Annotated in this window: 18 protein-coding genes; 16 read left to right on the forward strand and 2 right to left on the reverse strand. The window is 44.3% G+C overall.

All coding sequences use genetic code 11. The features are described 5' to 3' along the window. The first annotated feature begins 51 nt into the window (after nucleotides 1-51). The 9 genes from ACFQ21_RS14635 (at nucleotide 52) to ACFQ21_RS14675 (ending at nucleotide 10,571) form a co-directional block, all read left to right on the forward strand. Nucleotides 52-828 carry an enoyl-CoA hydratase/isomerase family protein gene (locus tag ACFQ21_RS14635; protein ID WP_377580002.1) on the forward strand — a complete coding sequence of 259 codons (777 nt, stop codon included), beginning with the start codon at nucleotides 52-54 and terminating at the stop codon, nucleotides 826-828. A 73-nt stretch (nucleotides 829-901) separates the two neighbouring features. Continuing rightward, nucleotides 902-2,344 carry a lipopolysaccharide biosynthesis protein gene (locus ACFQ21_RS14640; RefSeq protein WP_377580003.1) on the forward strand — a complete coding sequence of 481 codons (1,443 nt, stop codon included), beginning with the start codon at nucleotides 902-904 and terminating at the stop codon, nucleotides 2,342-2,344. A gap of 71 nt (nucleotides 2,345-2,415) precedes the next feature. After that, the gene (locus ACFQ21_RS14645; RefSeq protein ID WP_377580005.1) at nucleotides 2,416-3,420 is read left to right on the forward strand and encodes a sugar nucleotidyltransferase; all 1,005 of its coding nucleotides are present in this window, start codon (nucleotides 2,416-2,418) and stop codon (nucleotides 3,418-3,420) included. A gap of 41 nt (nucleotides 3,421-3,461) precedes the next feature. Continuing rightward, on the forward strand, nucleotides 3,462-5,186 hold the full coding sequence (locus ACFQ21_RS14650) for a tetratricopeptide repeat protein (protein WP_377580006.1): 1,725 nt from the start codon (nucleotides 3,462-3,464) through the stop codon (nucleotides 5,184-5,186). Further along, complete coding sequence (locus ACFQ21_RS14655) at nucleotides 5,179-5,940, forward strand: DUF4292 domain-containing protein (RefSeq protein ID WP_377580007.1); 762 nt, start codon at nucleotides 5,179-5,181, stop codon at nucleotides 5,938-5,940. The genes ACFQ21_RS14650 and ACFQ21_RS14655 overlap by 8 nt, the downstream gene beginning before the upstream one ends. After that, nucleotides 5,927-7,114, forward strand: coding sequence for a murein hydrolase activator EnvC family protein (locus ACFQ21_RS14660; protein WP_377580008.1), 1,188 nt, complete (start codon nucleotides 5,927-5,929; stop codon nucleotides 7,112-7,114). Before ACFQ21_RS14655 ends, ACFQ21_RS14660 begins: the two co-directional genes overlap by 14 nt. A 358-nt stretch (nucleotides 7,115-7,472) precedes the next feature. Continuing rightward, on the forward strand, nucleotides 7,473-7,685 hold the full coding sequence (locus tag ACFQ21_RS14665; RefSeq protein WP_377580009.1) for a Sec-independent protein translocase subunit TatA/TatB: 213 nt from the start codon (nucleotides 7,473-7,475) through the stop codon (nucleotides 7,683-7,685). 2 nt (nucleotides 7,686-7,687) lie between these two features. After that, the gene (gatA, locus tag ACFQ21_RS14670) at nucleotides 7,688-9,118 is read left to right on the forward strand and encodes an Asp-tRNA(Asn)/Glu-tRNA(Gln) amidotransferase subunit GatA (protein ID WP_377580010.1); all 1,431 of its coding nucleotides are present in this window, start codon (nucleotides 7,688-7,690) and stop codon (nucleotides 9,116-9,118) included. A 1-nt stretch (nucleotide 9,119) separates the two neighbouring features. Then, nucleotides 9,120-10,571 (forward strand): lytic transglycosylase domain-containing protein, encoded by a 1,452-nt coding sequence (locus tag ACFQ21_RS14675; protein WP_377580011.1) that lies wholly within the window; start codon nucleotides 9,120-9,122, stop codon nucleotides 10,569-10,571. An 89-nt stretch (nucleotides 10,572-10,660) separates the two neighbouring features. Here the strand turns inward: ACFQ21_RS14675 and ACFQ21_RS14680 are convergent, their stop codons facing one another. After that, nucleotides 10,661-11,800, reverse strand: a complete 1,140-nt coding sequence (locus ACFQ21_RS14680; protein WP_377580012.1) for a GWxTD domain-containing protein — start codon at nucleotides 11,798-11,800, stop codon at nucleotides 10,661-10,663. Between the two features lie 115 nt (nucleotides 11,801-11,915). Here ACFQ21_RS14680 and ACFQ21_RS14685 point away from each other — a divergent pair, with 115 nt between their 5' ends. The 3 genes from ACFQ21_RS14685 (at nucleotide 11,916) to ACFQ21_RS14695 (ending at nucleotide 17,104) form a co-directional block, all read left to right on the forward strand. Beyond that, a complete protein-coding gene (locus tag ACFQ21_RS14685; protein ID WP_377580013.1) occupies nucleotides 11,916-12,692 on the forward strand; it encodes a class I SAM-dependent methyltransferase in 777 nt (258 codons plus the stop codon). Between the two features lie 218 nt (nucleotides 12,693-12,910). After that, nucleotides 12,911-16,390 (forward strand): tetratricopeptide repeat protein, encoded by a 3,480-nt coding sequence (locus ACFQ21_RS14690; RefSeq protein WP_377580015.1) that lies wholly within the window; start codon nucleotides 12,911-12,913, stop codon nucleotides 16,388-16,390. Nucleotides 16,391-16,591: 201 nt separating this feature from the next. Then, nucleotides 16,592-17,104 (forward strand): thermonuclease family protein, encoded by a 513-nt coding sequence (locus ACFQ21_RS14695; RefSeq protein WP_377580016.1) that lies wholly within the window; start codon nucleotides 16,592-16,594, stop codon nucleotides 17,102-17,104. Between the two features lie 90 nt (nucleotides 17,105-17,194). Here the strand turns inward: ACFQ21_RS14695 and ACFQ21_RS14700 are convergent, their stop codons facing one another. Next, the gene (locus ACFQ21_RS14700; RefSeq protein WP_377580017.1) at nucleotides 17,195-20,464 is read right to left on the reverse strand and encodes a S41 family peptidase; all 3,270 of its coding nucleotides are present in this window, start codon (nucleotides 20,462-20,464) and stop codon (nucleotides 17,195-17,197) included. Between the two features lie 104 nt (nucleotides 20,465-20,568). Between ACFQ21_RS14700 and ACFQ21_RS14705 the strand changes: the two genes are divergently transcribed. The 4 genes from ACFQ21_RS14705 (at nucleotide 20,569) to ACFQ21_RS14720 (ending at nucleotide 24,197) form a co-directional block, all read left to right on the forward strand. Beyond that, nucleotides 20,569-20,943: a co-chaperone GroES gene (locus tag ACFQ21_RS14705; protein WP_377580018.1), complete on the forward strand. Its 375-nt coding sequence runs from the start codon at nucleotides 20,569-20,571 to the stop codon at nucleotides 20,941-20,943. Nucleotides 20,944-21,016: 73 nt separating this feature from the next. Beyond that, nucleotides 21,017-21,229 carry a hypothetical protein gene (locus ACFQ21_RS14710; RefSeq protein ID WP_377580019.1) on the forward strand — a complete coding sequence of 71 codons (213 nt, stop codon included), beginning with the start codon at nucleotides 21,017-21,019 and terminating at the stop codon, nucleotides 21,227-21,229. Nucleotides 21,230-21,325: 96 nt separating this feature from the next. Continuing rightward, nucleotides 21,326-22,804, forward strand: coding sequence for an aminopeptidase P family protein (locus tag ACFQ21_RS14715; protein WP_377580020.1), 1,479 nt, complete (start codon nucleotides 21,326-21,328; stop codon nucleotides 22,802-22,804). A 160-nt stretch (nucleotides 22,805-22,964) separates the two neighbouring features. Continuing rightward, nucleotides 22,965-24,197 (forward strand): Bcr/CflA family multidrug efflux MFS transporter, encoded by a 1,233-nt coding sequence (locus ACFQ21_RS14720; protein ID WP_377580022.1) that lies wholly within the window; start codon nucleotides 22,965-22,967, stop codon nucleotides 24,195-24,197. Nucleotides 24,198-24,199 lie beyond the last annotated feature (2 nt).

Here is a 24,199-nt window from a genome sequence, read left to right on the forward strand (position 1 = left end):
TTGCGCCTTTATAAAAGCTCGATAAGTTGCAGTCAACTTATCGTATTACTTATGTCACCCATCAAAACTCAAAGTACCTCCGGAATCCTGGTCGTAACCATTTCTCGACCTGATGCAATGAACGCCTTGAATGCCGATGTACTGGATGCGTTGCTGAGGGTAATACAAGAAGCCGACCATGACGGTAGCACAAAGGGAATTATTATCACCGGAGAGGGTGATAAGGCATTCGTTGCGGGCGCAGATATAAAGCAACTTTCTTCCTTAAATTCCAAAGAAGCACTTGAATTATCGCGAAAAGGACAACAATTATTCAAGTTCATTGAAGATTTACAAAAACCGGTGATCGCGGCAGTAAACGGTTTCGCCCTGGGTGGAGGATGTGAATTGGCGATGGCATGCCACTTCCGTTTGGCCGTGGAAAATTCCAAATTTGGACAACCAGAAGTCAACCTGGGACTAATCCCGGGGTATGGCGGAACCCAAAGATTACCGCAACTTGTGGGCAGAGGTAAAGCGTTGGAACTCATTCTAACGGGCGATATGATCACCGCGCAGGAAGCCAAGGCAATCGGTTTGGTGAACCACGTAGTGGCTACACGCGAAGAGCTTATGGAACTTGCTTTCAAGATCATGACACGAATCGTGAGCAAAGGGCCGATAGCAATCGCCAACGCCATCAAAAGTGTAAATGCGGGGTATAGTTTTGAAAATGCCGGGTATACCGCTGAAGCAGAACTTTTTGCGGCATGCACCACTACAGAAGATTTTAAGGAAGGCACTACGGCTTTTATTGAAAAAAGAAAAGCAAACTTTACCGGCCGCTGATCGTTATTGGAAATCCGCCATGCACGGTGGTATAGAAAAAATGACGGATACCCGTAACAGGTAACGAAAGAACATGAGCAAAATAAAACGTTTAGCAGGCGATACTGTATTATACGGACTTGGCAGCATTGTACCCCGATTTCTTAATTTTCTATTAGTTCGTCTTCACACCGGTGTATTTGCTCCTGAAGATTATGGAGTTATCACCAAGCTCTTCGCCTACTCTGCTGTTATCAATGTCATTTTTATGTTTGGAATGGAAACCGCGTATTTCCGTTTCGCGAACAAAGAGGGTGCTGACGAGAAGAGAATCTTCAACATCGCTCAAACCATCATCATCGCGATCAGTGCAGGTCTCTCGCTCATCTTTGTGATCTTTGCCAACCCTATTGCCGAGTTGCTTGATATACCCGGTAAAGGAAATTTTGTAACGTGGCTTGCGCTTATCTTATTTATTGATGCCATCGTAGCCATTCCGTTTGCACGCCTGCGCTTGCAGCGAAATGCCGTTAAGTTCGTTACTGGTAAACTCATCAACATTGCCATTCTTGTCGGACTTAATATATACTTCCTATATATAGCGTTTGACCCGGCACGAGGCGTTGGTTTTGTAGTGCTTGCCAATCTTATCGCCAATGCTTTTTACCTCGTATTCTTTTCTCGCACATTATTACAATGGCGACCGGCATACGATCGAAGCATGCTCGAAACCATGTCTCAATACTCCTATCCTATTATGCTGATGGGTTTGGCTGGTATGACCAACGAAATGTTTTCGCGTGTTACACTGGAATGGTGGCTCCCGAAAAACTTTTATCCGGGACAAAGCTCGGACTATGCACTCGGTATATTCGGTGCCTGTTACAAGTTCGCCATTTTGATGAACCTGGCTATACAGGCATTCCGGTATGCAGCAGAGCCGTTCTTTTTCTCCAACGCATCCGATAAAAATTCGCCACAGCTTTTTGCACGTGTTAATCACTACTTCATCATTGTGTGCTGCCTGTTATTCCTGGGGGTAAGTATCAACCTTGATATTCTGAAGTATTTTCTGAAACGTCCGGCCTATTGGGAAGGACTGGAGATCGTACCTATATTATTACTTGGATATTTATTTCTGGGCGTATACTATAACTTATCGGCATGGTTCAAATTAACAGACAAGACTCACTATGGAACTATTATAACAATAGGCGGTGCCGTTATCACCATTACTGCTAATTATATACTTATTCCTATAGCCGGGTATGTAGGCAGTAGCTGGGCTACCGTTGTCTGTTATTTTTCCATGACTGCTGTGTGCTATGTGCTCGGCCAAAAATTCTATCCTATACCATATAGAGTTACTGCGGGGCTGGCATACATTTTTATTACGATCGCGATAGTCTATATCGTCAGATCAATAACTATAGAGAATCAATGGATCGCTACCGGTTTTCATGCACTCGTTATCGGTGTTTATTTGATAATAGTTTTTTTACTCGAAAGAAAATCATTCAGACAAGCCTTACGTTGATTTTTCATTATTTTGCCACAATATTATCTACCGAACTTTCTCGCTGATAAGTTTTTAACCCAATAATTGTTATGAATATTATTATACCGATGGCCGGGCTGGGTAAACGTCTACGCCCTCATACGTTAACCGTTCCTAAACCTTTACTTCCTATAGCAGGCAAACCTATTGTACACAGACTTGTTGAAGACATCGCGAAGGTTTGTCCTGAAAAAATAGATAACATCGGTTTCATCATCCATCCAAGCTTCGGTAAAGAAGTTGAGGAGAGTCTCAAAGAAATTGCAAAAGAGGTTGGTGCTGTCGGCAAGATTTACTACCAGGAGAGTGCACTCGGTATATCACACGCTTTACTCTTTGCAAAAGAACTTTTTACAGGCAAGATCATCGTAGCATTTGCGGATACGTTGTTCAAAGCAGAATTTAAACTCGACACTTCCAAAGACGGAATCATCTGGGTGCAACGCGTAGAAGATCCTTCACAATTTGGTGTTGTTAAACTGAATGAGAAGAATGAGATTATTGACCTGGTGGAAAAACCAAGTTCATTCGTTTCAGACCTTGCCATCATTGGTATCTATTTCTTTAAAGATGGCGAAGCACTTGCCAAAGAAATGCAATACCTGATCGATAACGACATCAAAGAAAAAGGCGAGTATCAATTCACATCGGCACTTCAAGGTCTTCAGAAAAAAGGAGCCAAGCTGATGACCGGCCAGGTAACAGAATGGCTCGACTGCGGAAATAAAAATGTAACGGTGCAGACCAACGGCCGCTACCTTGAATTCATAAAAGATCAGAAGCTCATATCCGATCAGGCAAAAATTATAAATTCAGTTGTTATTCCTCCGTGTTTTATCGGAGCCGGAGCAGTGATTGAAAATTCAGTCGTAGGTCCGCATGTATCAGTCGGTGAAAAAACACGCATTATCGACAGCCGGATCACCAGTTCCATCATTCAGCGGGAAGCAACGGTTACACGTGCTATACTTGATAACAGCATGTTGGGGAATTTCGCTATTTTTGAAGGCTCATCGCTTGATTTAAGTGTGGGTGACTTCAATTCCATAGCGTGACTTCGAACAAAATCAATATTGTCCTTTATACAGTCCTGTTATTGATACTGTTAGTACCTGTAACAGGACACAGCCAGCGAAAAAAGAAAACGCAGGATGAACCTCAGGCTTCGAGCATCAAGCAGCGCGAAGCCGAGTTTTATTTTACGGAAGGCGAAAAATTCTTCATCCTGGAAGACTACGCCAAAGCACTTCTTTATTACCAGCGTGCGCTGGAAATCACACCTGAGAATGCCACCGTTCATTATAAAATTGCCGAAGTATTAGCCCGCAGCAACCGGCAGGAAGATCTCTTTAAAGCTTCATTGAGTATTGAAAACGCTTTGAAACTGGAGCGCCAAAACAAATATTTTTATTTACTCGCGGCCAATATCTATAACAGCCTCACAAAATTTGACAAGGCTGCTGAGACATACGAGACAATGATCCGCGAAGTAAAAGGCACAGAGGAATATTTATATGAACTGGCCGCAGTATATCAATATGCAGGCAAACCCGATGACGCTATAAAAACTTACAATCGCGCAGAAGCTGCATTGGGTATAAACGATATTTCGTCTATACAAAAGCAGCGGCTATACCTGGAGCAGGGAAAAACAAAAGAAGCCATTGCCGAGGGCGAAAAACTGATCAATGCTTTTCCGGATGAAGAAAGGTATGTCATGGGATTTGCCGAAGTGCTTTCGCAAAATGGTTTTCGTACGGAAGCGATCCGCTATCTCGAAAAATTTATACAGCAAAATCCGGAAGCCGGAAACGCCAGAATGTTGCTGGCGGGTTTATACCGCGAAACACAACAGGAAGAAAAAAGTCGGCCTATATTACTGAGTTTATTTGACGATCCATCCGTGGAATTGAGCAGCAAGCTAATCATGATGGGAACCTATAACACCGAGCTTGCCCAGCGCAAAGCAAAAAATAATATAGAAGCAGGTCTAGAAGATTTTGTTCTCTCTTTATTTGAGAAGCTTGAAAAGAATCACGGTAATGATCCGCGCGTACACATTGTTGGTGGAGACCTATATCTCTCTACCGGCAAGAATCGTGAAGCACAGCAGGAATATGAAAAGGCTGTAGAACTTGGCGAAGTAAATTTCGAAGTATGGAAGAACCTGCTATACCTCGAAACACAAAACAGCCAGTGGGATAAAGTGATCAGTCATGCAGAAGAGGCACTGGAGTCTTTCCCGAACCAGGGCATGCTGCATTATTTCAATGGCTATGCTCATTTGCGTAAACGTAATTATGCGGAAGCCATTGTATCACTCGATCAGGCCAAACGTTTATCATCGTCTAATACATCATTTGTAAGTGAAATCAACAGCATGTTGGGCGATGCTTACAATGCCAACAAAGATTACGACAAATCAGACAAGGCATACGATGAAGCCCTGGCGTTCAATCCCGATAACAGCACTGTACTGAACAACTATAGCTACTACCTCGCGTTGCGTAAAACAAACCTGGAGAAGGCCGAAAAAATGTCTGCGCTGCTCATTAAAAATAATCCTGACAATCCAACGTTTCTTGATACCTATGCATGGGTACTGTACGTGCGCGAAAAATATAAAGATGCGCGCAAAGTAATAGAGCGGGCCATTAGTACAGGTAAAGCAACAGCAACTCACTTTGAGCATTATGGAGATATTCTTTTTAAGCTGGGCGATGTGAATGGAGCTGTGCAGCAGTGGGAGAAAGCCCGCGGCATGAACGCCAATAGTGAAATCTTAAACAAGAAAATTGCGAACCGGAAGATCTATGAATAGACCTATAATATTTTTGCTGATCGGTTTGTGCATCGTAACGATGTCGTGCAGCAAAAAAATTACCACCACCACTTCTACTACTATTACACCTCCACGGCCAACACTGGCCATAGAAGAAATTGACTTTGAATATTTTCAGGGTAAAGCCCGCATGATACTGCGCGATTCGAAAAAGGAACGCGAAGTAAAAGCAAACATTCGCGTGCGTAAAGACAGCGTTATCTGGATGACCTTTTCGGTGATTGGTGTGCAGGGCGGCAAAGCACTGATCAATAAAGATTCGATTACCATTGTAAGCAACGTTGATAAAGAATACTATGTATTTGAGTATAGCGAACTCACCAAGCGCTATAATTTCCCGATCAACTATAGTGTAATTCAAAATGCGTTGCTCGGCAACCTGATCCAGGAACGTAAAGATGACGACAGCATCGTGCAGGAATCATCGGTATTTCTACTCAAGCAACAATCAGGCACGGTAAGCGTTACCAATTTTGTGAATGCTGCCAGCATGAAAATTGAAAAGGTGGAGATGAAAGAAGAGAACACCAGCAATTCGCTTGTGATGAATTACTCGAACTTTCAACCAGTGGGCGACAAAGTATTTCCCTACAACGGAACAATTAACCTGTTTTATAAAGCTTTAAGTGGCCTACTGAATACAACCATTATCTTTGAGTATAACAAAGCAGAAGTAGGTGATAAAGAGCTCAAGTTCCCGTTCAACATTCCGAAACGTTATGAGCGCAGGTAAACTTGCAGCAATCGGTATTCTCACTCTATGTTGTTTTCAGGCGGTAGCTCAGAAAAATAAAAGTCAGCTTCAGAAAGAAAAGCAACAGAACCTTGAAAAGATAAAAGAGACTGAAAAGATTCTTTCAGAAACGTCTACTAAAAAAACAAACTCGATTGGTGAACTCAACGCTGTGAAGCAACGCATTCGGCAGCAGGAGCAACTCATTACATCCATCAAAGGTGAAATGAATATTCTCGATTCTGAGATTGGCGAGAATAACGACATCATTCGCGCGTTGGAAGAAGACTTGCGCAGACTGAAAAAAGAATATGCAGCGATGCTCTTTGCTGCACAGAAAGCAAACAACAGTACTACACGTTTAACATTTTTATTCTCGGCCGAGTCGTTCGATCAGCTCATCATGCGCCTGCGGTATATGGAGCAATATTCAGAAACCCGAAAGCTCCAGGCCGATCAGATTATAAAAGTAGCCGAGGCACTCGGAGGCCAGGTACGCGAGATTGAAGTACGAAGAACTGAAAAGAACAAACTGCTCACGGAAGAGGAAGAAGAAAATGAAAGCCTCGACAATCTTCGTAAGAAACAGAACTCCATTGTACGCTCGCTCGAGAAAGAAGAGAAAAAGCTGAAGAAAGATTTAGCGGCTACTAAAAAAGCTGTAGCCGAACTTGATAAGCTTATTGAAGACATCATCCGTGAAGAGGCTGAACGTGCAGCGCGTTCTTCCAAAAAAACAACGGAAGCTGTAGTAGCACTGTCATCATCGTTTGAGCAGAACAAAAATAAATTTCCATGGCCTGTATCATCCGGGTTCGTATCACAGAAGTTCGGCAGACAAAATCACCCGGTATTAAAAGGTATCATCATCAATAACAATGGTGTTAACATACAAACCAGAGAAGATGAAAAAGTAAAATGCATCTTCGAAGGAGAAGTAAGTCGCATAGCCTTTATTCAAACCATGGGTAACACCGTGATTATCAAGCACGGTGATTACTTAACAGTGTATGCAGGACTCAAAGAAGTTTTTGTACGGTCAGGCCAGAAGGTGAGCACCAACCAAGAGATCGGCAAAGTATTTTCAAACACAGACGGTGTATCTGAACTTCGCTTTCAGATCTTCAAAAACACCACGGCACTCGATCCGCAGATATGGTTGAAAAATATGTAGTCGATAATTATCGGCACATCTATATTTTCTTACAACCTACATATTTACCCATCACTTTCAGGCGTACAAGAAAACGGGTGTTGCGCGCGCATCATTCCGTTGCAAAAATTTAAAAAAGTCGCTTTTTCAACCTATGGAATGATTTTTTGATAGGCCAGACCGGCTATTCGACTTCCTACGGTTGCCATGTAGTGTTCAGGCTTAAATTCACTGGAAACCACACCGAAAGCCAACTGATAACCATCACACGCCCGTGTTATTCAACACACGGGCCCCATACGCTTTTTACCACCCCCTGTATGCGTTTGATCGTACCGTTTTTTGCCCTACTTTTGTAATTCGATTAAATCATAAAGCCATGAACGCTACATTATTGTTTCTCAGTGGGGTTGGTTTCCAGGAAATTCTTCTCATTGGTCTTTTCGTTCTCGTGTTCTTCGGAGCCAAGAAAATCCCTGAATTCATGAAAGGTCTTGGAAAAGGCGTGAAAGAATTCAAGGACGCTGTAAAAGACGTGAAGAAGGAAGTTGAGGACGCTGGTACTACTGGCAAAATTGAAGAAGGCAAATAGTATTGAAAACGTACGCTACATTTCGCGCACTTCAGAACGATCTGCAGCACGGTACTATTACCTGTCATGAGCTGGTGCAATACCATCTCAACAACATAAAAAACAAAGCGCATCTTAACGCATTTCTGAGTGTGTTTGAAACAGAAGCGCTTGAACGTGCCGTTGCAGTTGACAAAAAAATTAAAGAAGGCAAAGCAGGAAAATTAGCCGGACTTGTAGCCGGTATAAAAGATGTTTTGGCTTATAAAGATCATCCACTACAGGGTAGCAGCCGTGTATTGGATGGTTTCATTTCTCAATTTAATGCTACTGCTGTTCAGCGTTTGATCGATGAAGATGCCATCATTATCGGTCGCCAAAACTGTGACGAATTTGCCATGGGTTCTTCCAATGAGAACTCAGCGTTTGGTCCGGTGTTAAACGATGCTGATAACACACGCGTACCCGGAGGATCTTCCGGAGGTTCGGCCGTAGCAGTTCAGGCAGATATGTGCCAGGTTTCGCTTGGCTCTGATACAGGAGGTTCGGTGCGCCAGCCTGCTGCATTCTGCGGACTCGTAGGATTAAAACCTACATACTCGCGCATCTCCCGTTTCGGATTAGTAGCGTATGGCTCGTCATTTGATTGCATTGGTATATTCGGAAAGTCTGTTGAAGATGTAGCGCTTGTACTCGAAGTTATAGCCGGTGGCGATGATACGGATAGTACCGTATCGCACAAGCCGGTGCCTGCCTACACGCAGGAGCTTGCAAACGCCAATGGTAAAGCGTACAAAGTAGCGTATGTACGCGAGATCGATTCATCGGAAGGATTACAGTCGGAAATACGCGATGCAATTAAAAACAAGATTGCACAGATTAAAGCCGCTGGCCACTCCGTTGATGTTATAGATTTTCCGTTGCAGGAGTATGTATTACCTACGTACTATATACTGGCAACTGCTGAAGCGAGCTCGAACCTTTCGCGATACGATGGCGTTCGGTACGGGTATAGAAGTTCGAATGTATCGGATCTTCACTCGCTCTATAAGAAGAGCCGGTCAGAAGGATTCGGCAAAGAAGTACAACGAAGAATTTTGCTTGGAACTTTTGTACTGAGCGCGAGTTATTACGATGCGTACTATACCAAGGCACAAAAGGTAAGACGCATTATCCGCGACAAGACAAAAGAGATTTTTAAAGAATACGATTTTATCGTGATGCCCATTACCCCTACCACGGCTTTTAAGTTAGGGGAGCATACCGATAATCCACTGGAGATGTACCTGGCAGATTTATTTTCTGTACAGGCCAATGTAGCAGGCGTACCTGCCATTGCTATACCCTGTGGAAATGACAAACAAGGATTGCCCATCGGCCTGCAAGTAATTGCAGATGATTTTGAAGAATCGAAACTGTTACATTTTTCAAACGCACTAACAAACATGAACTGACATGAGAAAAAAAATTCTCTTAGCAGCCTTCATCACTTTTTCAACTTTAACGTACGGTCAGATTGTACAACAACCTGATTCTGTAGTGGTGGACTCTCTTGAAGTAGCGGAAGCAGAAGAAGAAATGCTGTATAAAGAAGATACAGTAGACTTCGTATACTTCGCTTTACCAACTGAACTGGAATATGTTCCGGGGGATGATGATCCCGCTGTTATCCAGGATCGCCTCGCGTGTATCTCGAAGAGAATTCCGCTCGTGTACAACGACCGTATTCACGCGTTCATCAACTACTTCACAGTACGCGATCGTGAATATACCAAGATGATCATGCGCAGGAAGAATCTTTACTTCCCGATCTTCGAAAAATACCTGGCTAAATACAACCTTCCGGATGAATTAAAATATTTATCCATTATCGAGTCTGGTTTGAACCCGCGTGCTATATCACGTGTGCGTGCTGTTGGTCTGTGGCAGTTCATGTCAGCTACCGGCAAGTACTACGGCCTGCACAACGACTGGTTTATAGACGAGCGTATGGATCCTGAAAAATCAACAGAGTCTGCATGTCGTTACCTTCGCGATCTGTACAACATGTTTCACGACTGGGAACTTGCACTCGCTGCATACAATACTGGTCCGGGTAACGTGAAGCGTGCTATACGCAAATCAGGCTACAAGCGTACCTTCTGGGAAATATACCCGAACCTTCCGCGCGAGACACGCTCATACGTTCCGCAGTTCGTAGCGATCACCTATACCATGAACTATCTCGATGAGCATAACTTCTATAATGAAGGCGAAGAGAAACTGGTAACATCGGATACGCTTCATGTAAACAAATACCTGCACTTCGAAACGTTTGCCAATCTTACCAATGCGTGTATCGAAGACTTGCAGCGCTTGAATCCATCGATACAACACAATGCACTGCCGGAAACACACAAGCCATATGTATTGTATGTTCCGAAAGCATCCAAAGACTTACTTGCACTAAACCGCTATGCTATACTGGACTCTGCCTCTAAAGTAGGCCGCAATGAACTCCTGGCGCTAGCGAAGAAAACAGAAGGCAGTACGTACGGTCGCGATCGCATCGTATACAAAGTAAGAAGCGGTGATGTGCTTGGCTCCATCGCGATACGCCACGGAGTAAGCGTAACAAACCTGAAGAAATGGAACAACATGCGCAGCAACACCATTCGTGTAGGTCAGCGCCTGAACATCTGGTTAAAGGGAAGCCCACGTTCTACCACGATGGTTGCATCAGCAAAGCAGACCAACACAACACCAACTGCTATACCTGATTCCAAAACATATACGGTACAGCCTGGCGATACGCTGTGGCACATATCACGGAAGTTTGAAGGTCTTACAGTAGACAAGATCAAATCAATGAACAACCTGGGCGACAACAAACTGCAGCCTGGGCAGAAACTGATCATTGGTATATAAATGGAATAAGCCGCTCTGCTACAGAGTAACGCGATAGATAAAACAAAAGCCGGAGTTCATCCGGCTTTTGTTTTATAGGTATATATATCTTAGAAACGCGCATTGCGCCACAGGTCAATCACTTCATACCACGTTTCCTGGAACTTGCGTTCACGCACCAATACCAGGTTCTCCGGATCGAAAAGTGTTGGCGATTTCACGAAATCAAAGGACGCTTTGAACGAACTGTTCTTATAGTTCCAGACTTCACGTTCATTAAATTTATATACTTCATCCGGCACACCGAATACTATATAGATCATCCCGCGATCAGTCTTCCACCCCTCCTTATACGAAGTAAAAAACTGGTTGGCCAGCTCTACCCGTCTGAAGTAACTGCGCATAAATTTCTTTGCGCGCTCAGCATCTCCGGTAACATTCAGAATTACTTTATCAAACGCCTTCTTATCGCCACGGGCAACTTTTAACCGGTCAAACTCCTGACGTGTACAGACATATATGAAAGGATCTGCCAGACTTTCAAGTTTGGTTAGTCGCGGGTAATCATTTTGCACACGGAAAGCATACCCTTCCGAAGAGGTTGTATCAACCTGCACGAGGTATAGACCTTGCTGCGTGAATGTAACACCTTCATCGCCTGTGACACTAAAAGTAGAATCAACTTTTAAAGCCGGCGATACCCTGCCCAGTGCTTCCGAGAACGCGGGCACTGCCGCTGGAAATGTATCACGGTAGTACGATATAATTTTAGTCTGGCCGGCACCGTGCACGGTATATACATTCCCTCCTTTTATATACTGCCCCGGCACAGGTTCACCCGCTGCCGAAAGCCAGCCGTTAACAGGATATTTAGGATCCAGTACTTTATAGAAGTACCACGCCTTATTGGTAGAACTACTTATTATTTTGGCAACCAATACCTGCACCGAAGCTGATACCGGCAATGTAATTTTCCCGGCTTCAGCATTACCGGTCACCGAACTGATCGCAGTGCCTTCCCTGTCGCCCAGGGTATTGCGCGTACTCCACTCGGCCGAAAGTCCGGTGGTGATGGTATCACGCTTCTGAAGTTTATAGAATATCTCCCAGCTCGCACCGACACGTACCGGCTTGATATCGAGTAAGATCGGCTGATCAGGATCATACAGGTAACGGTAATTGATATCACGAAGAGGCTGCGCACAGGCAACAGAGCTCACAACAACAAACAGTAAGACTAATCGCTTCATTGGATGAAAATAATATAAAAGTACGAGGAACGAAGTGCAGAGGTTGAATTCAGCACTATGCTAAATCCATTAAATCGTTCGTACCTCGCAAATCGTCCTTATCTTTGCGGCCGATATGGCTAAAGTATATACGACCGAAATTACCAGCGAGCAGATTGCTTCCGATAATCCTATCCATCAACGTTTATTCAAAGCGTATGTTGTAGCAAAAGAATACATTCAGGGAGATGTGCTCGAAGTAGGTTGTGGCGAAGGCCGCGGCATTGAAACCATGCTGCCGCTCACCAAAAGTTTTACAGCGGTAGACAAGATCAAGCCGGTTATTGATACACTTCAGCAACGGTTCCCCTCCGGCAGGTTTATCAGCATGAACATCCCTCCGCTGGGCGGGCTTGCCGACAACACCTACGATCGCATCGTAAGCTTCCAGGTGATTGAACATATTGAAAATGATTTTCTTTTCCTGAAGGAAATACACCGTGTATTAAAGCCGGGCGGTATCGCATTGCTTACAACACCTAACCGTAAGATGTCGCTTACACGGAACCCGTGGCACGTGCGCGAATACCTGCCTGAAGAATTAAAAGCACTGGCACAAAAGATATTCAGCCATGCCGAAATGAAAGGCATTACCGGCAATGAAAAAGTAATGGCGTATTACGAACAGAACAAGAAATCCGTTGAGCGCATTACGCGATTTGATATACTAAATCTTCAGTACAGACTACCTGCCTCTGTGCTACGCCTGCCCTACGAAGTATTGAACCGCTGGAACAGGAATAAACTTCAGACATCCGACAACAAGCTTGTAACCGACATTCATCACGAAGACTATATCGTAGTAGACGATGCCACCAACGCACTCGATCTTCTGCTTATTGTCAGAAAGTAAGTTTGGTTTCGATCTTCGTTTACCATGCAAGACTAAACTGATTTTTAATTCACCATGCCGGACAAAATCTTAGGGACAACTCCGACCAACAGCCTTGGAATAATCCAGTCGCGATTTCGCGTTTAGCCACATTTAACGATCAAAAAGAAGGCTGATCAGGTAATTCCATGAATCACGAGCAGATTTAATAAATTTGTTCTGGACAATATTTTGAATCCATGAGAAGAACCTGTTTGGCTGTTGCCTCATTGCTTTTTTCTATCACCTTTTCCTTTGCGCAGAAAACCGATTCGTTGCTGCAGGTACAATGGGAAACGGCCCTTAAAAAGTTAAAAGCGGGCGACCACAACGATGCCTCTGTACAATTCACGCAGCTTATCAACTCCAACTTCCCGAACAAAGAAGTATATGTTAAGCGAGGCGTTGCGTACTACAACCTGAAGGAGTACGACAAAGCCAAAGCTGATTTTGATGAAGCGGTAAAAGCGCGTATCAACACTGTTGAGCTGTTCGAGCATCGCGGTAACGCGCGCTATAATCTCAACGACTATCAAGGCGCTGTTACGGATCTGGAGAAAGCCATTACGATGGGCGCCACGGGCTTCGAAACGTATGTGAATCTCGGCAACGGAAAATTCAGAATGGAGAATTACCGCGAAGCTATTACCAGCTACGACAAAGCGGTTGCTACCGGCAAAGCCGATGCTATACTTTACAACAATCGCGGTAAAGCAAAATTTATTCTTAAAGACTATAAAGGATCGATCACTGATTTTGATAAAGCATTGGAGCTTCGTGCAGGATATGATAAAGCGCTGGAGAATCGCGCAGAAGCTCGCTATCAGATTCAAGATTGGAAAGGTGCTATAGCTGACTTCGAAAAAATTATTGCCAGCGGCCGAGCCGATGCTGAGTTCTACCAAAAGATAGGTTCTGCTAAATATGCACTACAAGATTATAAAGGTGCAGCCGAAGCTTTTGATACGGCTGTACAAAAAGGTGTAAGAGATAAAGAGGTATTCAGAATGCTGGGGCTCAGCATGGCCGCTGCCGGCAATTGTGGCGAAGCCGTTAAAGCATTATCCGCAGCCGTATCATTAGGGCTTACGGATAAAGATGTATTTACCCACCTGGGTACATGCCAGTATAAGAGCAAGGAATATGCAGGTGCTATTGAATCATTAAGTCGCGCGATCAACGCGGGCAGCGCAACCAAAGAAGTATATCTGTATAAAGGCAATGCCGAGTTTGCACAGAAAGATTACGACAAAGCACTTCCTGATCTGGAGAAGGCCGTGTCGTTAGGCGCAAATGATGCAGAGGCATTCAAGAATCTCGGTGACATCAAATTCATGAAGAGCGACTTTGCCGGTGCCATCAAGCATTACGACAACGCAGTGAAGGCAGGTTCCAGCGATGCTATACTCTTTAACAATCGCGGTAAAGCCAAGATGAATACCAACGATCTGACTGGTGCCGTGGCAGACTTTGATAAAGCTATACAATTGAACCCGAGCTATACCAAAGCACAATTAAATCGCGGTACAGCTAAATATACTTTAAAAGATTATGCAGGCGCTATAGCCGATCTTGAGAAAGCGAAAACTGCTGAAGGCGAAACACCTGACATGCTCAAGATGCTGGGTGTTGGCAATTATATACTGGGTAAAAAAGATGCAGCCAAACCGTATCTAGACAAAGCTTTACAAGCAGGCGTAAAAGATGGTAAGGTTGCACTCTATGCCGGCTACCTGCGCTTTGACGCTGGCGATTACAAAGGAACCGTTGAGGCACTTACTGCTGCGGAGATGGCCGGTGAAAAAGACGATGATATACCGTTAAAGCGCGGTAAATCTTCCTATCAGCAAAAAGAGTATACAACTGCAATAATAGATTTGGAGAAAACCGTACAGAAAGGTAAAGCCGATCTGTCAGCGTACGAAGCCCTGGCACTCTCCTACCTGGCATCACAAAAAGAAAAAGAAGCGCTGCCGCATCTTGAAAAAGCAGCATCGCTCGACAGCAAGAACAAAGAAATATACTATCAGCTCGGTAATGCGCGCTTCAAGCAAAGTAATTTTCAAGGTGCTATTGCAGCCTACGATAAAGCTATAGCTTCCGGTGCGAATGACGAGATCATTTACAACAACCGTGGTAAAGCCAAATTAAATGCGGGCAATCCGCAGTCTGCTATTTCAGATTTCGATCGTGCCCTGGGTTTGAAGAAAGACTATACACAGGCGTTGAAGAATCGTGCTGCAGCACGCTATCAATTAAAAGAATATGCCAGCGTTATTACTGATCTCGCGATTGTTGTGGCACGCAACGAGGCCGGATCAGATGAGTTGACTATGATCGGTCTTTCCAGATATAGTCTGAAAGATTACCAGGGCGCATCAACTGATCTTACCAAGGCCATTGATGCCGGCAGTAAAGATCCCAACCTATATACCGCCCGCGCCAATTCATTCTATGAACTGAAAGACTATGAAAAAGCTATACCTGATTTCGATAAGGCTATAGCAGGCGGATCAACCGATGCAACTCTGTTCTATAAACGCGGTGCATCAAAATATTATCAACGCGATTTTAAAGGCGCACTTCCTGATCTTGAGAAAGCGATCACATCAGGGGTTAATACCGCTGTAGTATATGATATGCGTGGACATTGTCGTTACGATGCTAAAAACCTGGAAGCAGCCATCAGTGATTTTAATCTTGCGATAGAAAAAGATCCGAAGCTTGCTACGGCATACTTCCACCGGGGTGATGCCAAGTTCAGCATAAACAATTTACCGGAAGCTATTAAAGACTATACGCAAGCCGTTACGCTCGGATTGAAAGATGCCGTACTCTTTAACAACCGCGGTAAAGCATACTTCAAGCAGGAAAATTACCAGGCTTCCATTGCTGATTTTACCGAAGCCATTGAACGCAAAGGCGACTATTTAAAAGCGTATGAAAATCGCGCGCATGCATACTATGCATTGAAAAAATATGATGAAGGTGTACGCGACTTCCGGGTTATTGAAAAGATGTCGGAGAAGCCGGAGCCCGGACTATATAAATTACTGGCCGATGGTTATTACGCGACAGAACGTTTTGTACCGGCCCGCGATTACTACGACAAACTGATTGCAGCCGGAGTAAAAGATAAAGATGCATACTTAAGACGCGGCCTCATGCAACTTGAAGCCGGTGAATACCAGGAAGCATTAAGCGATTTCGACAATGCACAGAAAGCCGGAGAGAACTCGGTAATATTATTTGTAAATAAAGGGCGCGCTCACATCGCACTGGAAAATACAAAGGCAGCCATCATCGAATTGAACAAGGCTATAGAACTTGATCCTAAAAATGCCAATGCACTTTTCAACAGAGGGTATATAAAGGAAACGATCGAAGATTTTGAAGGTGCTATACTTGATTACAATAAAGTAATTCAGATCAACCCCAATGATGCTATAGCATTTTACAACCGTGCTACCTGTAAATCAGAATTAGAAGATTACGGTGCTGGTATATCCGACATGGATGAAGCGATCCGAATCGATGCCAAGAATGCATCGTACTATAAACAGCGCGGTAATTTTTACTACCAGATGAACGAAAAAGAAAAGGCCTGCTTCGACTGGCGCAAAGCCGTTGAGTTTGGCGATGCAAAAGCACGTTTTCAAATCGACACGTATTGTAAATAACGATCTCATTCTGAGCTTTCGTATATCCCAAAACAAAAATAAAGAGCTGCTTCAGACGAGGCAGCTCTTCGTTTTTAAAGCAGAAATACAGCTATACACTATTGGTAAAATTTTTGCTTCTATCTTTTTCAAATCTTACATACGGAAGCATTCCGGTATAATTCATCTTCAACACATCTGAAGATTATTCAACTTTAACACATGAGGAGAATAGTGAAAATGAGAACGATCAACCTGTCGCTGATACTGCTTTTGGCTGGTATATATACTGCCATGGCCAACAATAGCATAACCGGCAAAGTAATTACAGTAATAGACGGTAACACCGTAGAGATACTGAGTGATGATACCCAAACCTATAAAGTAATACTGGCCGGTATAGATTGCCCTGAACTGACACAGTCGTTTGGAGAGTCTGCTAAAAAACATCTGGAGAAAGCTGCCCTGAATAAAACCGTAACGGTAAATTTCCAGGGTAAAGATCGCAAAGGAAATTACCTCGCAGTCATCCTTGTAAAAGGAGACACCGACCTGCGCATCGATCTTCTGAAAGAAGGTTTGGCCTGGACATCCGAAAAAAATCCGGATCCCGATTTAGAAAACCACCGCACGCGCGCCCAGGAAAAACGCAAAGGCCTCTGGAAAGAAGACAACCCAATCCCTCCGTGGACACACCGCAGAGAGCAAAGCATGCTCGAAGCAAAGTCAAGTTAATTCCAGCAACGTCAACACATCAACACAAAAAAATATAGCCTGTTTTGCAGGCTATATTTTCAAGTATATATATATATCACGAAGAACCACCTATCGTACTTCATAAGCCGGTGGCTTCGGCATATTAAACGTTTTTGTCTTCAGTTGATTTTGAATTTCAACGATAGCACGTTCCAATTGTGCATCAACACCTTTCGCGCTTTGTGTTAAGTCTTCCGGTACATCTATATCCGGATCAACACCATGGCCTTCTTTAAACCACGTTCCATCCAGGTTATACATGCGGAACGTTGGCACCGTTACACTACCGCCATCAATGAGTGAAGGCACACCACTGATACCAATCAAACCGCCCCACGTGCGTGATCCGATCAGCGGACCAAGACCAGCTTTGCGGAAGTAATCCGGGAACGCGTCACCGCCACTACCACTCCAGCCGTTGATCAACATAACCTTCGGACCAAAGTGACCTGCTGGAGGCCACGGCCACGTTGCTCCATCGCGTATAGCCCAGTATACTACAGGAGGTCTGTTCAACAATTCAATGAAGCGATCCGGTATTTGTCCACCGCTGTTAAAGCGCTCGTCAATTACCAATGACTTTTTATCGAGCTGTGCATTGAATTGACGGATCAATTCATTCTGTCCGTCTATACCGGTACTGCGTACATATATATACCCGGCTTTTCCGCCCGTAGCTTCTTCAACCCGCTTACGATTCTGCTCAATCCAGGCCAGGTGGCGCAGGCGAGACTCGTCACGCAACGCTTCCACTACAGCAGTCTTCGCACCTGTGAAGGAAGGCGAAGTGTTATAGGTAACTTCCACCGTTCTCCCGGCCAGACCTTGCAACGCAGCAAACGGCTCAAGCGCTGTTGTTAACGCTACACCGTTGATGGCAAGTATATAATTACCTTCTTTGATATCAACACCCGGTTGATCAAGTGGAGAGCGTACTTCGGCATCCCACGGAGCACCGCGTATAATTTTCTTTACTTTATAGTATTGACCATCGGCCTGCCAATCTATACCTAAATATCCAACGGATAATTGACGGCTGCTTTCTTCATCTCCACCACCGCGATAAGTATGCGAAGCGTTCAGCTCTCCAATCATTTCACCCAACACGAAATTTACTTCTTCACGTGTTAATGCACCGCCCAGCATCTTCAGGTATTGATCTTTCACGGCATTCCAGTTTACACCGTGCATGGTAGGATCATAGAAATAATCACGTTCCAGGCGCCATGCATCAACCAGTATCTGTCTCCACTCTTCTTTCGGATTTACCAGCAGTTGCATTTCATCCGTACGAAGTTTCTTATCGGTCTTCTGATTCTCCTCAACCTTTACGATATAAAAGCCCTGATCCTTGCGCACCAGAATCTTTTTACCATCGGCAGATACTTCATATCCATCAACATTGTCTACAATTGTTTTGGACTCACGTTTTTCGAAATCAAAATATTTCAGAGGTCTGGTCTTGCCGTCAGAACCTGTGTTTGGTAAATGATGGTATAGCAATTTACCTTTTACGGTCTGTAGGCTTCCAAAATTACCCGGATCAATGGGCAACATCACCAGTCGTGCTTCCAAACCATCGAGGTCTATATCTACTGGTTTTACTTTTTCATCTTTCTTCTCATCGGCTTTATCTTTATCACCATTCTCTTTTTTCTTCTTGTCCGATTTCTCTTCTTCTTTCTTTTCTTCCTTCATATTCACCACATCATTCTTCGGAGCCAGTATAGAAGGTGTGCTCTTCTTCAACGCTATAGCAGCAATCTTGGTACTGTTCGGATAAATAAACGTGTTATCAATATCGCTATAGGTTGGCTGGAAGAACTGATTGGTTAACATAAAGAGATGTTTACCTTCAGCATCAAACACAGGCTCCATGCAGGTATAGTAACCACTTGTTACCTGTGTGAGTTTTTTAGATTGATAATCGTATAGAAAAACAGCCTGGTGTGCGTTGTCAAGATCGCGGTCGTACGTCAGCCAGCGGCTATCAGGCGACCAACTCGCAGAGAAGCCTTCCAGGTTATAATGCATCTGGCGCATGCCACGGTCCACATCTGTAGTCTGGTTGGTTGACACATCGTATATCTTGATGCGCATTGCCTTGTCGATGAAAGCAACTTTCTTTCCATCGGGCGACCAGTATAAATTATAGCGGAAGCCTGCACCGTATGCCGTAAGTTTACGCTCTACAGCATCGTTCTTCGTTTCGCGAACCGTAAGTTCATATTCACCGGAACGATCACTCCAGTACGCTATATATTTACCATCAGGCGACCACGTTGGATTACGCTCTGCCACGCCAGACGACTGCGTTACGTTTTTTACAAAACCATTCTCGGCTGGTATATTAAATACTTCACCACGCGCTTCCACCAGCACGCGGTTTCCATCAGGCGCTATAGACGCATGCTCAATATTTTTCGCAGCTTCAATAGTAGGCTTCAGTCCGGCACCATCGGTTACTACTTCTATTTTTACTTCCTGGTGTTTTCGTGCCGCAAGATTATAGAGGTATAATTTACCGCCTGTCTCAAATACTATATCTTCAGGCCCGAGCGAAGGGAAGTGTACATCATAATCCTTAAAGGTAGTGAGTTGTGTAAATGCCTTGGTAGCTAGATTATACTCCCACAGGTTCATGCGTTTCTCGGCACCACGATCGGAGAGGAAAAATATACTGTTGCCGTGCCACATCGGCAGCTCATCGGCCGCATCATTGTTTACCGATATATTTTCAGAGGCCAGTGTTTCGAGGTTGAACAAATGTATCTCTGCATTCCATCCACCACGGTAACGCTTCCAAGTTCTGAACACCTGCGTGCGGAAGGTCAATGCAAGCTGTTTACCATCGGGCGATACAGAGCCAAACTCAGCATACGGCAGCGGAAGTTTTTCAGGCAACCCACCGGCTACTGTTGTTTTGAAAAACTGGTTGAAACGTTCACGTCCGCTTTCGCGACCAGAGGCAAAGAGTATCTGTTTACCATCCGGGTACCAGTCAACAATCCGATCATTCAAACCATGATACGTGAGGCGATTGGGAATACCTCCGAGACTCGGTATAACATATACATCTTCATTCCCGTCATAATTACCGGTAAAGGCAATGGTTTTACCATCCGGTGAAAATTTTGGAAATACTTCTACACCAGCCGGTGAACTGAGGCGCCAGGCAAGGCCACCGGTTTTGGGCACGATCCAAAGATCATTGGCATAGGTAAATACGATATGTGTTTGCGACACATCCGGATAGCGCAGCAAGGCTGCATCGATCTGCGCCGGCAACACATGAACCAGCAGGCTGAACAACAGAGTTAATGAGCAGATTTTTTTCATTTGGGTTTAATTAAGCATACTGAAATTAATAAATGCATTTACGGAATTAGTATTGTTTAGGATATTTGCTGCGGAAAAGAAAACAAAATAAAGGATTCAATACAATGAAGATTACACCAGACAATAAACTTAAAAAATTGATTGTTGTTGGCGACCGCGTGCTTATCAAACCTACCAAGCAAACTGACAAGACGGCCAGCGGACTATATTTGCCTCCGGGTGTACAGGAGAAGGAGAAGATACAAAGTGGCTACGTGATAAAGGTCGGACCGGGTTATCCGTTACCACTGCCGGCCGATGAAGATGAAGTATGGAAAGGTAAAGAGGACACCGTGAAGTACTTACCGCTGCAGGCCCAGGAAGGTGACCTCGCCATATTTCTGCAAAAGGGCGCAATCGAAGTTATATACGAGGAAGAAAAGTATTTTATTGTTCCACAGGCATCTATACTGATGCTGGAACGTGAAGAGGATTTGTAATCTCTCTAACGAAATGCAATTTTATACATCGGCATATTTTTTTCCCGATGATACTATTTTAACATTTTTAACTATGGCAGGACTTTCATTTGATGTACTTCGGGCTGGTAAAAAATACCGCCTCATCAATTTTGGCGAGCGACATGAATTTATCATTGAAAATATTCTGGGCAATGGTGATTTCAAAGTAAAGGACCTGCTTACGCTGGAACGATACCACCTGAAAGAGCTGGTGCGGTATGGACAAGGTAAAGATTTTATACTGGAAGAAATTGACGAACGCTAACCGGTATACCACTTGCCCTCTTGCATTGCCGGACATCCACTCTGGCTACATTTCAGAAAAATGTTTCCTGTACCTTCATAATGCTTATATAACTCAATGATCAACCTACTCATGCAACGATTCAGTTTATTCATTCTTATGCTGATGGCTATACCGGCATTCGCGCAGAACCCGGACATGCCGGCTGATTTCCTTACCAAGGAATTTCATAAAGAACGCAGAGCCAAACTACGCGAACAATTGCCAGCCAATTCAGTAGCGGTTTTTTTCGCGAACCCGGTTCGTAACCGATCTAGCGATGTAGACTATGTTTACCACCAGGACCCCGATTTTTTTTACCTCACCGGGTATAAAGAACCAGACGCTGTATTGTTTATCTTCAAAGACAAACAAACGGCTGCGAACAAAACGCAGTACGATGAGATTATTTTTGTGCAGCCCCGCAGTGCCCAGGCAGAGATGTGGACAGGCCGCAGACTTGGCGATGCCGGAGTAAAAAATCAACTCGGCTTCGAGCAGGCTTTCAACAACAAGGAATTTAAAAAGTATAATGTTGATTTTTCTAAATTCGACAAGATACTCTTCTTCGATTTTCTGAACGATGTACGCGATGATCCGCGCGACTCTTCTGATTTATACAGTATGATCGAAGACTTCAAGGTAAAAGTAAAGTACCCTTCCCAGGAAAAAGGTCTTAGCGTTACACGCGAGCCGGAGAAAAACAATCTTAATACAACCGAGCTTGTAACCATTATGGAAGGACTTCGCGGTTTCAAAACCAAAGAAGAAGTAGACATGATTAAGAAAGCGGTAAGCATCTCTTGCATGGGACAACGCGAAGTAATGAAAGCTATAAAGCCCGGTATGTCTGAACGCGAGATACAGGGTATACATGAATTTGTTTTCAAAAAATACCAGGCTGAAGATCTTGGGTATCCATCTATAGTCGGTGCCGGTCATAACGGATGTATACTCCACTATATCGACAACTATAAACCGAACATCACCAATAAGGAATTGATATTGATGGACCTCGGTGCCGAGTTCCATGGATATACTGCTGATATAACACGTACTATACCGGTGTCCGGTAAATTTTCGCCTGAGCAGAAACAGATCTACGAACTGGTATTGAAAGCACAGGAAGAAGGTATGAAAGTATGTAAGCCTGGCGCTACATTTCAGGATCTGACAGCAGCTACACGTGTCGTCATCAACAGAGGATTGAAAGATCTGGGAATCATTAAGAATGAGAACGAAAGACATCTTTACTATCCACACGGATGCTGCCATCACATCGGACTTGATGTACACGATCGCGGCCCGTATGACAAACTGCAGGAAGGCATGGTAATTACCATCGAGCCCGGCATCTATATTCCTGACAATGCCAATTGCGACAAGCGCTGGTGGGGAATTGCTGTGCGCATCGAAGACGATTACCTCATCACCAAAGAAGGCTACGAACATTTGTCAATCGCTGCGCCACGCAAGGTCGAAGACATTGAAGCGTTGATGAAACAACCCAGTGCGCTGGACGACTTTGTTCTGCCGGATCTCAACACCAAGAATTAGGAAAGATAATCCCAGCATTAACAGCAGCCCGCATCCGAAAGTGCGGGCTGCTTTTTTTATGTATTCAGAAACCGGTTGAGAAAAAACTTCTGAACCATTTATTGATGAAAAGCCTTTTGCACTATACGTGGCGTTGTATCTTGCGCGCCCAATTACAATTATGACCCGTAAACAACACATCGTTGTTATCTTGATCCTGGGAGCACTTTCAACCATCAGTCCGTTTTCGATTGATATGTACCTGCCAGGGTTTCCGGCTATTGCCAAAGATCTCAATACTACTATTGACCAGGTACAACTCTCCTTAACCAGTTACCTGGTGGGTATTGCGCTCGGCCAGTTATTATATGGTCCGCTGCTCGATCGCTTTGGAAGGCGCTTACCACTATATGCAGGTTTGACGGTATACATTATAGCATCGCTTGGTTGTGCCATGACCAATTCCATTCATGCGTTAATTACCATGCGCTTTTTGCAAGCCATTGGCGGATGTGCCGGCATGGTGGCATCGCAGGCCCTGGTGCGCGATTTATTCCCGATCAATAAAACAGCTCAGGCATTTTCATCGCTCACACTGGTGGTTGCTGTATCACCACTCATTGCGCCTACTATCGGAGGATATGTTACCGTTGGATTCGGATGGCATTATGTATTCATCATACTCGCTTCCGTAATGGCACTCATCATGGTATGTATATATTTCTTCCTGCCAGAAGGAAGAAGTGCCGATGCATCACTATCGCTGAAACCACAAGCCGTTATGACTAATTTCATGACGGTGCTCAAACAACAGCAATTCTTGATCTATGCTTTTGCCGGTGGTATCGCTACCGCTGCACCCTTCGCATTTATAGCCGGATCGTCTGACGTATTCATCAACCTGTATCACACCAGTGAACAGGAATACGGCTGGATCTTTACCATCGTTGCATCCGCCATCATCGGGTCAACACAATTAAATCATATACTCTTAAAGAAATATAGCAGCCAGCAGATCATCAAGACAACGTTGATTGTACAAAGCCTCGTGGGCATTGTACTGGTAGGCGGCACGGCATTGGGATGGTATAGTAAATATGAACTCGTAGGCATGATGTTTCTGTTTTTGATAGGACAAGGGTTAACCGGCCCGAACAGTACAGCCCTCGCCCTCGCACCGTTCACAAAGTTAACCGGAAGTGCTGCCGCTATACAGGGAAGTATACGCATGGGCGTTGGCGGACTTGCCTCTGCTGCCGTAAGTGCACTGCACAACAACACAGCTGTACCCATGGTAGGAATGATGGTTGCCTGTGGTTTTGCAGGACTAATTATACTAGGTGTCGGCAAAGGCACCGTGCGATACCGCGCGCGGAAAAATGCATCAGAAAAAGAAACATCGGTAATGATGTAGCG

This window comes from Ohtaekwangia kribbensis (assembly GCF_042676245.1).
Classification (GTDB): Bacteria; Bacteroidota; Bacteroidia; order Cytophagales; family Cyclobacteriaceae; genus Ohtaekwangia; species Ohtaekwangia kribbensis.

Coding starts and splice junctions, on each gene's coding strand:
- ACFQ21_RS14635 (WP_377580002.1), top strand. CDS start 52: ATGTCACCCATCAAAACTCAAAGTACCTCCGGAATCCTGGTCGTAACC.
- ACFQ21_RS14640 (WP_377580003.1), top strand. CDS start 902: ATGAGCAAAATAAAACGTTTAGCAGGCGATACTGTATTATACGGACTT.
- ACFQ21_RS14645 (WP_377580005.1), top strand. CDS start 2,416: ATGAATATTATTATACCGATGGCCGGGCTGGGTAAACGTCTACGCCCT.
- ACFQ21_RS14655 (WP_377580007.1), top strand. CDS start 5,179: ATGAATAGACCTATAATATTTTTGCTGATCGGTTTGTGCATCGTAACG.
- ACFQ21_RS14660 (WP_377580008.1), top strand. CDS start 5,927: ATGAGCGCAGGTAAACTTGCAGCAATCGGTATTCTCACTCTATGTTGT.
- ACFQ21_RS14665 (WP_377580009.1), top strand. CDS start 7,473: ATGAACGCTACATTATTGTTTCTCAGTGGGGTTGGTTTCCAGGAAATT.
- ACFQ21_RS14675 (WP_377580011.1), top strand. CDS start 9,120: ATGAGAAAAAAAATTCTCTTAGCAGCCTTCATCACTTTTTCAACTTTA.
- ACFQ21_RS14680 (WP_377580012.1), bottom strand. CDS start 11,800: ATGAAGCGATTAGTCTTACTGTTTGTTGTTGTGAGCTCTGTTGCCTGT.
- ACFQ21_RS14685 (WP_377580013.1), top strand. CDS start 11,916: ATGGCTAAAGTATATACGACCGAAATTACCAGCGAGCAGATTGCTTCC.
- ACFQ21_RS14690 (WP_377580015.1), top strand. CDS start 12,911: ATGAGAAGAACCTGTTTGGCTGTTGCCTCATTGCTTTTTTCTATCACC.
- ACFQ21_RS14695 (WP_377580016.1), top strand. CDS start 16,592: ATGAGGAGAATAGTGAAAATGAGAACGATCAACCTGTCGCTGATACTG.
- ACFQ21_RS14700 (WP_377580017.1), bottom strand. CDS start 20,464: ATGAAAAAAATCTGCTCATTAACTCTGTTGTTCAGCCTGCTGGTTCAT.
- ACFQ21_RS14705 (WP_377580018.1), top strand. CDS start 20,569: ATGAAGATTACACCAGACAATAAACTTAAAAAATTGATTGTTGTTGGC.
- ACFQ21_RS14710 (WP_377580019.1), top strand. CDS start 21,017: ATGGCAGGACTTTCATTTGATGTACTTCGGGCTGGTAAAAAATACCGC.
- ACFQ21_RS14715 (WP_377580020.1), top strand. CDS start 21,326: ATGATCAACCTACTCATGCAACGATTCAGTTTATTCATTCTTATGCTG.
- ACFQ21_RS14720 (WP_377580022.1), top strand. CDS start 22,965: ATGACCCGTAAACAACACATCGTTGTTATCTTGATCCTGGGAGCACTT.